This is a genomic window from Jannaschia faecimaris (genome assembly GCF_900107415.1).
Classification (GTDB): Bacteria; Pseudomonadota; Alphaproteobacteria; order Rhodobacterales; family Rhodobacteraceae; genus Jannaschia; species Jannaschia faecimaris.
The window spans coordinates 1-12,272 of record NZ_FNPX01000026.1 but is presented as its reverse complement, the minus strand read 5'-3'; the positions used below and the strand labels follow the sequence as shown (position 1 = coordinate 12,272).

The window sequence follows — 12,272 nt, the reverse complement described above, 5'->3', positions numbered from 1 at the left end:
ACCGGCTGAACCAGACACCGGAATTGATTGCGAACTCATTGGGAACGGATGCGTTTCTTTCCACAAGCGCATCACAAATGAATTCATAGATATTATTGCTCGCGGAAAGCGCGCGTCATGCTGTCGGAAATGGGTTTTGCAAGATATTGGGCAAATGTGCGCCCCGCAGTTTGGATCATGATCTGTGCAGGCATGCCAGGTGTAGGGGAAAACTGTCGCACGCGGCGAATCTCATCTATCGAGAGGGAAATGCGCGCAACGTAAACTTCAGTTGGGACACCTGTTGACGTGTCGGTAATTGAATCCGCGGAGACATAGAATACCTCTCCGTTCAGGACAGGGGTTGTTCGTTGGTTCAAGGCCGTGAGACGCATAGTCGAAGGTTGGCCTGTGCGAACGCTATCGATATCATCACGCGGAATTTGCACTTCAATGATCAGTGGTTCGCTTTCAGGCAGGATTTCAAGTATCGGACGCCCGCTTTCCACAACGCCGCCAGAGGTATGATAATAGAGCTGGACAACGGCTCCAGAAACAGGGGCGAGTACATCTGCGCGCTCCCGGATGTCCACGGCAGTGCGGGCCTGTTTGCGTGCTCCATCTAACTCGCTTTGAATCGTTTGCAGGTTGTCTAGCGCAGTTTGCCCATAGCGCCCTAGCGTCTGAGAAATCTGCTGGTCGTACTTAAGTCTGATTTGGGTGATTTCATCGACTTCAGCTTCTAGCCGCCCAATCTGGCCTTGCGCTTCAATGAGAGCCAAGCGGATTGATGAAACTTCAGATTGTCGGATCATGCTGCGTTCCAGAAGATTCTGCTTGTTGGCCAGTTCACCCTCCAGAACAGTCAATTGTCGATTTTGTGCATCAAGCATAGTTTCATAACCGCCACTGCGGATTTCTAGTGCGTCAATATTCCGATGCAAAAGGCCGATGCCGCTCTCTAGCGCCGTTTCCGTCACCTGGAACGCGATCATCTGGCCATCAAGGATCGCCGCAATTTTATTGTCGCTGCGCGCAGCAGTCAGATGGGGCGGAAATTGAAGTATCTCCTTGCGGTCGTATTGGGCCAACAAACGTGCCTCTGTTGCTTCAAGCCGCGCTTGGCGCAGGGTAAATTCACGTTCGCTGTTCGCGGCTGCGGTTTGGTCAAGGTGCAGCAAGATCTGACCTGCTTGAACATGGTCGCCTTCACGGACATTGATTTCTTGAATACTCCCGCCCTCGAGGTGCTGCACAATCTTGTTCTGACCGGTTGCGACAAAACTTCCTTGCGCAATAACGGCGGCGGCAAGTGGGGCATTGAGCGCCCAGAGGCCAAAGCCACCAAAGGTGACGATCATCAGAGAAAAGCTGATAATCACATGCCATTTGATTGAGCGCGGTACGGCTGCATACCACTCGGGTTCGGCTGTATTTACCGTAAGAAGGCTCATTTTTGCACCTGCTTGGGGGCTTTGCGGCCTGCCAGTTTTTCAAGGACAGGTTGGCGGTCGCCAAACATCTGGATGGTGCCGTCTGCCAGCAGCATGATCTTGTTTGCCGAACTCAGCAAAGACGGTTTCTGAGTGATAACAACGACTGTGATCCTGTTGTCTTGCGCATGGTTCACGGCGCGTGCCAGTGCCTTGTCACCATTGGTGTCGAGATTTGAATTGGGTTCATCCAGTACGACAAACCGTGGATCACCAAAGAAAGCGCGCGCTAACGCGATCCGTTGTTTTTGCCCGCCTGACAATGGTGACCCATCCGCAGCGACAACAGTCTCATAGCCTTGCGGTAAATCCGCGATCATCTCGTGAACATCTGCCAGACTGGCTGCCTTGAAGATATCCGCGTCTGTTGCGTCATCGCGCATCCGGCCGATGTCTTGTTTTATGGTGCCCGGAAAAAGTTGTACATCTTGCGGTAAGTAGACGATATTTTCGCCCAACTGACGCGGATCCCAGTTGTGCAGTTCCATTAGATCCAGTCGTACGTTGCCAGACGTAGGCAGCACGGAGCCCACGAGCATCTTGCCCAGCGTGGTCTTACCTGCACCGGAATTCCCTATCACGGCGAGTATTTCACCAGGGTTCAAAGCAAAGCTGATCCCGTTCAGCACAACCTGCTTCGTTCCGCCGGGGACATACAGAAGGCGTTCAACGTCTAGGCGTCCTTCGGGTCGCGGCAGGTTCAGGCGTTCGAACTGCACCTTGGAGCTGGTCAAAAGCGCCTTGATCCGCCCGAAGGCAGAACGCGAGACCAAATAGGAATTCCATCCTTCGATCGATCCTTCGATACGGGCCAACGCGCGTCCTGCGATGATTGACGCTGCAATCACCATGCCGCCCGTGATCTGCCCATCAATGGCCAGGTACGCCCCCAACCCAGCATGGAAACCTGCGTGAGGAGGCGGATAATGCGTGAAGCAGCGGCTGTCATAATGTTTCGGTCTTGAGCACGAACCTGTGCCGTGAGTGAATTGGCCGTGTCACGCCCCCACATTTTTACGGTCTCGGGGATCATGGCGAGCGCGTTAATAATCTGGGAATTTCTGGCCATTGAATCGAGATGCATGTTTGCTTTCGACTGCGCCGTATTTGCTTCGCCAAAGGGCTTTGCAGTGATGCGGCGATTTATCAGGGTTACAACCAACAACAGTAAGCTGGTTGCCACAACGATGGACCCGAGATGCGGGTGCACCAGGAAGATCGCAAAAATAAAGAGCGGCGCAAACGGCACATCAAGGAATGAAATCAGCGTACCAGAAGTTAGAAAGCCCCTCAAAGTCTGTAAGTCGCCCAAAGTCTGATATTCGCGACCAGTTCCGTGCTGCGAGGCGTGTGCTGCCGCGCTGAGGATGGGCGCGCCAAGTCTGGCCGCGACTTCAACGGCGGTGCGCATCAGGATAAACCGGCGGAAGGCATCAAAGATCGCCTGAAACACAACTGCGCCGACAATTATGATCGTCAGCATGATCAGGGTATCGACGGATCGGCTGGTCAGAACCCGATCGGATATCTGGAAAAGGTAGACAGGAATTGCGAGAATTAGCAGATTGGTCGCGCAATTCTGGACAAGCACCGCGGTAAGGTTACGTTTGACAGCGCCAAGGCCCAATTTAAGGCTTTCTCCGAAGTCATCGTCGCGCAGGCGCTTGTGAAACTTGGGAGGTGGACCACCCCGGCCACCGCCGTTGGCATGCAGGTTGCCATCGGAGCCCTTGACCTTGATCGGTCCGGTATCGCCTTCAATGGTCGTGCAAGCCCACCACAGGGTTCACTTTTGCGGCCTTCTGTCTGCGGCGTGGGCTTCGGATCAGGCTGGGATTTAGGATCAGGCAGTGACTTTGCGTTGATCTTGGCCTTCAGCATAACATCTTGTTCTCTAGTCACACTCGGCTTTTGTTGGCCTGCCAGCGGCATCACGGGTGCCAGCTGTTCTTTCTCTTTTTCAACTGCTCTATTTCCGCTGTTTCTGCGGAAGGGGACTTCCTTGACGAAGTCATTGTTGACGGTACTACCGTTGCCCGCCCCTTTAACCACGAAAGTCCCATTGACCACACGTTGGTCGACATTGAGATAAAGCGCTTTAGGTGCCCTTTGGCGCGGCGAGCGTCAGTCGGCTTGGGATTGAACAAAGCGGTGAGCCCGATTCGGCCTCTGAATGAGTTAAATCTTTCATTTAGCTGCGTTTGCCTCGGTAAAAGTATACTTCTAGCTCAACATGGTTTGCATGACATCGGACTGGCCAAACGTTTCGCTAGCCGTGCCATTCACCATCGCGTCTATATCATCTCCAAACGGGTCGGCGCTGATGTCATCAGTGAGAAAGGCGACTACTTCGTTCGTGAGTTCAGCGACCGAGCTGCCTGTTTCCAAGACGTCCGTATCCATAAGATTGGCTTGGTGGATCAGAGCATCTGAATAGACTTTACCCCGCGCCATCACAGTGCTGTCTAAGCCATTGTCCTGAATGGCTGCAATATTGGCCGCAACGTTTGACCCGGTCGTGATTTCGATCTGATTTTGCAAAGCTGCCGCAAAGTTGTCGCGGGCTAGATGAACCTGATCAGCGTCGCCGATGATATTGATTTGTTCGACCATATTCACTGTTGTGACGTCGCCATCGACATAGAGAACCCGCAATAGTTCAGTACCCGTGAATACCGGGTCCTTGATTATATCACCCGAGATTTCATCGCCTCCATCAGCAAAACTGTCGAGGGCGTCAGAAAAGATATCGGTTATTGCCGCATCGGTGTCTTCTCCAATGGTTTGGATCGACGCCTGATTATAAGCGAGGTTGTCGCCGCTTGAAACGGCGGGAGCAGGTGTTGGGGATGGATTGTCAGGCAAGGAGACGGGTTCATTGTCCGCGACTTCAATCGGTGACACGGTGTTTGCCTTGGTTTCGGCTGGCGCGATATCTGGCAGGCCGCTTGTGGCCGCTACTTGTTGAGTTGATCCGTTAGTACCGGACCCTTTCAAGAAAGCGGGCTGGTCATTGGCATTTTGCGCCACGCTATCGGGCTGAATTTTGTCCTGTGGGTCAGGCACCATGTTATTCGGCGCAACCCGCCCCGAATGTTCCGCGCCGAAATCAGCCACTGCCAAGGTCGCCGCAGTCTCTTCAGATGTTGGCATGTCTACGACTGGCTCTGGCTTCGCTGAAGCGGCTTGAGCAGGAGCAGTCGTACAGATGACATCGCTGTCTAGAATTACATTTAGCTGATCGATCATGTTTACGTCGATCAGATTTCCGGCAACAAAAATCAGGTCATATTGGTAGCCAAATTCCAAAGCGTTGAAGCTGTTGCTGAGCGCATTTTCACCCAGACCAAGGAAGGTCGCGGTACCAGAGAATGTGACGACGGCCTGGTCGAAGTCGGTCGTGAACGAATGCTGCTTGACCCAGTTGATCTGTGTGACCGGGCCATCATGTCGCAAAATGGTCCAATTGGCGGGGGTGCCGGAAAAAAGGGGTGTGGAGTCGGGCACGGGGTCGGACACATTATCCGCATCCGCATCCGCATCCTCTCTGGCGGCCGCGACGGATTTGGCGACGATTGCAGCCGCGTTGGCCGCTATCGATGACTGATCCGCTAGATCGTTTGGTGAAAGCGCATCAGTAATGCTGTCATGGTCAACGATAACATTGATCTGCGAAATGGCGTCCATGCGCACAACGTCGCCCGCAACAGCAATGACGTCGGCATCAAGCCAGGTTGACGTAATAGACGCTGTATTCACGAGAGTGTTGGCCCCCGCGACAACTGCATGCCCTTCGTCTACCTTGAATGGGCTTTCGTTCTTGTCAAAGTCCTGTGCGAAATCGTGGCCATCTGTGGTTGGATCGTGGGGTTTCGCCTCGGACTTTGCTTCGGCGCGTTTGTCCGCGATAAATGTCGGAAGCAGTTCTTTGATTGGCGTAAATTCGGCGATGGCCGTGCCATCCGCGAAAGTGCCATCGCGACAGTCTGGTGCATGCGCGAAAATTCTTTATATTCCATCTGGTCGATGGGGCGCTATTGGCCAGATTGCGGGTCCGTCACATCTACGGCTCGGCGTGGTACAACCTGTCCTTCCGGCCAATACCAGGGTCAGGGCTGCTGGTTTGAATTCACAGTGAACATATGCATTCCGATGCATAGCACCAAGCTGGACTTAATACATAGCATCTATGCGATGTTTCTAGCGCTGACATCGAGCAAGGGGATCTCGCTGGTCGTGATGGCGCGCCTGCCCTGCGGGAACCAAAAGAATGTATGGAATATAGGGTGCGCGATCCGGGAAATGATGGATGATCAGAACGGTGATTTTCTGCCGCTGATCGATATCGTTGAGGTGGACGAGACCTATGCCGGGGGTATGCCAAGATCGCTGTCATAAGCCAATTTTCCATGGGGCACGCGCACATTTTCCTTGTGACTTCGCGGGTTGTACCGGTGCCCGCACGGCTGGTTTTAATGATAGACGATCCACTCTGGAGCCTGTCATGCAAGGGTGGATCGTGTCGTAGGATTCGACGCTGATGACCGATAGCAGCATGCTATTTTGATCTTGGGAAGACGACAGCCGCGCATGACACCGATGCCCATAGCAAGCAAGAATACGCAAACCCTGAGATCGGCGGTCACGTGAAAGCGGTCGTGGCTGTATCAGAATCGACAATGTCGGAAGACGATGCCTTGCGATGAAGATATACCTGACCAACCCTACGAAAGTATTTGATGCAAACTGTTCTTGTTCTGGGAGGCTACGGTCCATCGGTTCCGCCTGTTGCCGCTCCTTTTCTGCAGCAGGTTTTCGGGACGTGGGGCTCGACCGATCGGGCCGCGCCGCCATGGCGGTCACGCCAAACCAAGACCGGATGTTTCGGGATCTTTCCTCGCTGGACACCTCAGCATGAAGAGAGAGAGTGTCTGAGCGGAGTGAGTGTCATCGTCAACGCCGCTGGCGCGCTTCAAGGCGGTCCGCGGGATGATCTTGATGCCGTTCATGCGGCAAGGCTAGCGCGGCTCCGCGCGGCCGCATCGCTCGAATTGCGCCTATGTGCACATTTCAGCCGGTGCCGTCTCTACGGAAACTTCCACAGAATTTTTCAGCAGCAACGCGCGCGGGGACGCGCAGGTTGCAAAGGCTGATTGTAATGAATGGGTAATCCTGCGACCGAGCCTTGTTCTCGCCCCCGACGCGTATGACGGCACAGTGCTTCTTCGCGGCGCGGCAACGCTTCCATGCATTCTCCCGGACGCTTTGCCGAGCAGCTTAATCCAGGCCGTTCATATTGACGATCTGGTCTCCGCGGCGGTCACCGCAGCGCGCAAGGAAACACCATCAGATAAGATCGCCAATACTACCGAAGCATCCGCCCACACCCTCCCAGAACTCATTGGGAAGATCGGGGGTTGGCAGGGATTTTTGAAGCCACCGCTGCGGTTTCGTGTGCCCGTGATAATGCTCTCCCTAAACGGAGCCACAGCGGACTTCTGGGCCGTCTGGGCTGGCGTTAACTACTATGATCCACCGTCGTCACAGTACAGAGTTCCGGGGGCCACGGCGATCCTGGGTCATGGCTGAGAGCAGGCGGAGCCCAAGCGGCTTGGATCGTCGGCGCGATGATCATCGGCGGAGCCTTCGTCGATATGGCCCTCGGGTCGGCCATTCTCTGAAGGCCGTGGTGCAGGACGGCGACGGTCGGCATGATTGGCGTATCCGAGGCCTACCTCGCAGGAGGCACTCTCTTCGCGCCAGAGCTTTAGCTTGATCCGCTTGGCCCTTTTGCCCATGTCGCCAGGACTGTTGTGCTGTACGATAAGGTGTTCACGGAAACCACGGCCATCATCCAGCCGATTGCCCGGTTTCTCCTTGCACGCATCGTGGGCTGGCCAGTTTCAGAAGGGTGGGTCGCCCTGTCTGTATTGCTTTACGGTTTCGTCGGGATTTTCTGGCTCGCCGTGGTCTGGATGCAAATGCGTATGCGAAATCTGGCAAGGGCAGCTCTAGAGGCAGGCCCCGCTTTGTCCAAAGCATATCATGGTCTGTACTGCTGGTGGTTCGCTTTCGGGTTCCCCGCCTTTGTCGCCGTCATAGCAATCGTTTGGTTGATGCTGACGGTGCCCAATATCTTACGGCAATCGTCACTTCGCCCCTGACCGCGAGACCTTCATGCGGAAGTCGTATCGTGGGGTTTCGCAATGACACCGCATAAAAAAGACGCAGTATTTGGCCAACGGAGCTGCTAAAGACCGGCTACCACGTCCTTGGTCAACGCGCTCGGCCGTGTGACCGACAGGACGGTCCGCGCCTCCTGCCGGCGTCCGTCTCGGACCAGACATGCAGCAAGGGAAAAGTCGATCAGATCGCGCTGCGCTTTCGACCCACCAAGGCGGGCGTGATCATGCATGGCATTGCCGAGGTGTTCAGCGGCCCTGGCCCAATGCCCGTCCTCCATCTCGCGATACCCTGTCGCAATCGTCTGGGTAAGGTCACCAGCGGGTCCCGCCGCGCTTTCAATTATGTCTTGCAGTGCATCGCGGTTCCCGCCGCGTGCGTGCGCGATGGCCGCGTGTACATCGGCAAAGCCAAGGCCCGGCTTAGGAAACCGGGCGAGAGCATAGGCGCTCAACGCCTTCCAGCGCTCGACAGGCACGTTCACGCCTGCGAGTTCGGCCCGGAACAACAGCGCGGCGGTGTCCGTCATTACGTTCAGCGGTGGCCCCTGACTGGTTTCCGGTGCGATCTCCACATCCAGAACCTGCCACATGCGGTCCAAGTCACCGGTTTCCAATGACCATAGGCCAACATGCCACGACACGTGATTGTACAGTGATCCCGCCGGTTCGTAGGTCTTCCACCAGTCTGACAAATAGCGCAGCCCCTCTTTGTCCTCCATACTCTCGTAATAGAGATGTGCCCGGATATGCGCCGAATGTGCACTGCTTGGGTTGGCGGCCAGAGCGGCATCGACATTCGCCTCCGCCGCCGCCAACTGCCCGACTTCCAACTGGGCAAACGCCAATTGCGCGCGACACCACCAGTTGTCGGCGTAGTGGGGCGCAAGACGCGTGATAAACGCCAGTTGTTCGGCTTCGCGGCCGGGCAGGCCGGAGAAGCCGATCAAACCAAAGACGCTTGTGCACATCTGCGCAATCATCACGTCAGTGGGCCAGCTTTTGACGTGTTCATAGACAGCAGCCCGGGCATCTGCGGACTTGCCCTCCAAAAGCAAAGCGGACGTATTGATGTGCGAACGCTCCCTTGGGCTCAGGCCAGACGCCAAGGCGCGGGCGCGGGCCAAGCTTGCCTTGACCCGGTCGGGTCGGGTGCGCAGCTGCATGTCGCGGGCGAGACCGATATGGGCCAGCGCAAACCCCTCATCCGCCTCAATCGCGGCTTCAAAAGCCTCGGCCACGCCCGGCTCCGCGCCCAAAAAGCGGTGAACGCCCAGGTCATAGGCGCTCCCCGCGTCTGATGACTGTGTGCCAAGCGGGTTCCCATAAGCGTCATCAAGCATGGCAGATGGCCTTCAGTTCGGTGTCGTGATGGACAGTGGCAGCAGCGCCCATTACACTTGAATGATAGCACTTTTGCGCCGGGACCGCGATAACTTCGCCACGGCCAGTGATCGGACAAAGGGTGGGGAAGCGTTCACAACATCGAACCACCTGTATTATTCGAGCCGGTATTGCCTGGGATCCGAGTAAATCGGCAGCTGTTGTCGACCGATGCGATCGACGCCGTGACGAACCCGTTCATTCTTCGCTGGGGATGCGCTCGGTCAGACAGATGCCCGGAGTTTGTTGCCAACCAGTCCCGGATGAAATCGGACCGATACAAACCGGGCCGATCATCCTCTGACATTTGAAACCCGATCGCGCGGTGGCTAGTGGTGGGGCGGGCTGATCAGGCGGAGACGAAGCTGCACCAGTCGTTGCTGCCATTGGCCCAACTCATCAGGCGGCATCTCGAATTAACTAACGTGTCTTGCCATTCGTTGATCGACCGGCTCTTGCGGAGATTAAAGGCCCATGGTGCGGATGACGATAGCGCGGCGCGAGGGCGTCGTTTGTCAGACATACGAAACGCGCCGATGTCGTAGTCTTGCAAGGCAAAAGACCGGGGCAGCCAAAAGCCGCCCCAGGTCCGCTTTCTAGTGTTCGAACTTCTTGATCTCTCCCGACTTCAGTCGGCGGCTATAGGATTCCAGCTCTTTCTTCACGACTTTCATGAGGAAATACAGTGCTGTAATGTTCACGACCGCCATCGCAAAGATTGCAGCATCCGAGAAGTCGATGACCGGACCAAGGCTTGCCGCTGCACCGATCACGATGAAAACGCAGAAGATGACCTTGAAGACCAGCTCAGTCGTTTTGCCTTCACCGAACAGATAGGTCCACGCTTTCAGGCCGTAGTATGACCATGAAATCATCGTCGAGAAGGCAAACAGGATAACCGCAATTGCCAAGACATATGGGAACCAGCTGATGGCCGAACCGAAAGCCGCCGATGTCAGCGCGACGCCGGATGTATCACCAACAGTTGCGATCGCGGAACCGGCCTCGTTCAGGGTGTAGTTACCTGTTGCAGGGTCGATGATAAGCTGGCCAGAGATGGTAATGACCAACGCTGTCATCGTACAGATGACCACGGTGTCGATAAGAGGCTCGAGTAAAGAAACGAAGCCTTCTGTGATCGGCTCCTTGGTTTTCACCGCAGAGTGGGCAATCGCAGCAGAGCCAACACCCGCTTCGTTGGAGAACGCGGCCCGCTTGAAGCCTTGGATCAACGCTCCGACCATGCCGCCAGCAACGCCGAGACCGGTAAAGGCACCTGCGAATATCTGACCAAAGGCCCAACCGATCATGTCATAGTTCACGATCAAGACGATCAGGGCTGCACCAACATATAATACCCCCATGAACGGCACGACTTTTTCTGTCACATTGGCGATGGATTTGATGCCGCCAACGATGACCGCGTAGACCACGGCAGCAAAGATCACACCTGTGATCCAGCCGGGATAGTCCCCGACAATCCCTGAGATCTGAGCATGCGCTTGATTGGCCTGGAACATGTTGCCCCCGCCAAGTGCACCCAGGATACAGAAGACCGAGAATAGGATGGCAAGAATTTTGCCGCCCGGAAGCCCGAGTTCGCTGAAGCCTTTGCTGATGTAATACATCGGACCACCGGACACCGTTCCGTCCGGATATTCGTTCCTGTATTTCACACCAAGCGTGCACTCGGTGAACTTGGATGCCATTCCCAAAAGACCCGCCAGGATCATCCAGAACGTGGCACCTGGCCCACCGATACCTACGGCTACGGCAACACCCGCGATGTTACCAAGACCAACGGTACCTGACAGGGCAGTGGCAAGCGCCTGGAAGTGGCTGACCTCCCCCGCATCTTGGGGATCGGAGTAGTCTCCCTTAACGAGTTTGATAGCGTGCCCAAAAAATCGGAACTGGACGAACGCGAAATAGATGGTGAAGACAGATGCGCCAATAACCAGCCACATCACGATCCAAGGAAATGATGTGCCGGGAATGGGGGCGAAGATGCCGTTCACAAACCAGCCCGTAGAGGCCGCGAAGATAGCGTTGACGCGCTGATCGAGCGTTTGCGCTTCTTGTGCGAATGCCTGACCCGTCAGAACGAAAAACGTTCCAAGAGTCAGAAAAAGACGTTGGATATTTTGCATGATCAATCCTTCCCCTATGCCACAACCGTGACAGGCACGCGTGCATTCATCACAAGATTTGCGGTTGAACTGCCAAACAAGCGAGAGGTCAGTCCGCCCGCGCTCGAACGGGCGACGATAATCTGCGATGCCCCTTCTTCGTTTGCGATCAGGTCTATAGTGTCAGCGACATCACCGTGGCGCACGATCCCTCGCGCAGATAAACCCGCGTTCTTCAAAGACGCGACAGCAGGGTTCAGGACGCGGTCCATGGCAATTTCGATCTCTTCCTCGCGCCGCTTGTGCCGCTGGGCATTCTCCTCGGCCGTCTGGAAGGAAAATGGAGACCATTCAATAACATATACGACGATCAACTCGCAACTATCAGTCTTAGCTGCCAAGCTCTTGGCAAAGTCGAGGGCTTTCTCCCCTGAACTTTGGCCATCAAGGCCGATGACTAGTTTCATACTTATTTGTCCTTCCCTCTGCCGACTCGTTGGCCGATTTCCACTCCATGAGTGCTGTTTTTCTTAACAGATTCTCATACTGTTGAATTTTACGAAAAAAAGACAGGTAAAATCTCAGTGGAGGGCGATGAACGAAGCTCTTTGCTAGGAAGCGGTACGATGTCCGCGCCGCCCAATCCAATGTCAGTCAAAAGCGGCGTGAGCCTCCCCCAATGAATTGGTACTCCGCTTTCCTAATCAAACGGGCGGACCAATTCATTGGGGGAGGCTCACGCTTAATCAAGGCGGAACGATCGATTGCAGGTCTCACGAAGCGCGACGCTACCCTGAACCTGCGGATGCGCGCCCCCGGGTGCTGTCTATTTGTGGACGGCTCCGTTTTTGCAAGGGTTGATTTGAGCTGATTTTGATCGTTGCAGGTTGCGGTCATGTGTCCGGCCTTTTTGCGCGGTACGTCTGACCGCTGGCCCTGATGAAGTCCGCATGCCAGGTCCCAATCAGACTATCGAGCTGTGACGCGCTTCCGGCACCTCGGGGTATCCCAGCAGCGGTCCCGTTCGATCATCATCACTCATCTCTGCCCTTGCATCTCATCGCGGCGTTTCGGGTGCCGCTATCTCCTCCTACGTTCAGACTGAC

At 55.4% G+C, this 12,272-nt stretch carries 8 protein-coding genes and 1 pseudogene; 2 read left to right on the top strand and 7 right to left on the bottom strand.

The features are described from left to right. Positions 1-92: 92 nt before the first annotated feature. The 4 genes from BLV27_RS17745 to BLV27_RS17735 form a co-directional block, all read right to left on the bottom strand. Positions 93-1,433: an HlyD family type I secretion periplasmic adaptor subunit gene (locus BLV27_RS17745; protein ID WP_092647835.1), complete on the bottom strand. Its 1,341-nt coding sequence runs from the start codon at positions 1,431-1,433 to the stop codon at positions 93-95. Beyond that, entirely contained in the window at positions 1,430-2,287 is an 858-nt protein-coding gene (locus tag BLV27_RS19915) for an ATP-binding cassette domain-containing protein (protein ID WP_244504744.1), read from the bottom strand. Before BLV27_RS19915 ends, BLV27_RS17745 begins: the two co-directional genes overlap by 4 nt. Before the next feature lie 29 nt (positions 2,288-2,316). Further along, a complete protein-coding gene (locus tag BLV27_RS19910) occupies positions 2,317-3,099 on the bottom strand; it encodes an ABC transporter transmembrane domain-containing protein (RefSeq protein ID WP_244504743.1) in 783 nt (260 codons plus the stop codon). Positions 3,100-3,695: 596 nt separating this feature from the next. Next, positions 3,696-5,231, bottom strand: coding sequence for a hypothetical protein (locus BLV27_RS17735; RefSeq protein ID WP_092647834.1), 1,536 nt, complete (start codon positions 5,229-5,231; stop codon positions 3,696-3,698). 27 nt (positions 5,232-5,258) lie between these two features. Between BLV27_RS17735 and BLV27_RS17730 the strand changes: the two genes are divergently transcribed. Together BLV27_RS17730 and BLV27_RS17720 are read left to right on the top strand one after the other, a co-directional pair. Continuing rightward, positions 5,259-5,870, top strand: a complete 612-nt coding sequence (locus BLV27_RS17730; protein ID WP_092647833.1) for a hypothetical protein — start codon at positions 5,259-5,261, stop codon at positions 5,868-5,870. Positions 5,871-7,273: 1,403 nt separating this feature from the next. Then, a pseudogene (locus BLV27_RS17720) lies at positions 7,274-7,636 on the top strand (DUF2269 family protein); the annotation flags it as partial. A gap of 86 nt (positions 7,637-7,722) precedes the next feature. On the opposite strand, the gene BLV27_RS17715 reads toward BLV27_RS17720, so the two are convergent. The 3 genes from BLV27_RS17715 to BLV27_RS17705 all read right to left on the bottom strand — a co-directional run bounded on the left by BLV27_RS17715 (position 7,723) and on the right by BLV27_RS17705 (position 11,633). After that, the gene (locus BLV27_RS17715) at positions 7,723-8,997 is read right to left on the bottom strand and encodes a tetratricopeptide repeat protein (RefSeq protein WP_092647830.1); all 1,275 of its coding nucleotides are present in this window, start codon (positions 8,995-8,997) and stop codon (positions 7,723-7,725) included. Positions 8,998-9,633: 636 nt separating this feature from the next. Then, complete coding sequence (locus BLV27_RS17710) at positions 9,634-11,187, bottom strand: alanine/glycine:cation symporter family protein (protein ID WP_092647829.1); 1,554 nt, start codon at positions 11,185-11,187, stop codon at positions 9,634-9,636. 14 nt (positions 11,188-11,201) lie between these two features. After that, positions 11,202-11,633, bottom strand: a complete 432-nt coding sequence (locus BLV27_RS17705) for a universal stress protein (RefSeq protein WP_092647828.1) — start codon at positions 11,631-11,633, stop codon at positions 11,202-11,204. Positions 11,634-12,272 lie beyond the last annotated feature (639 nt).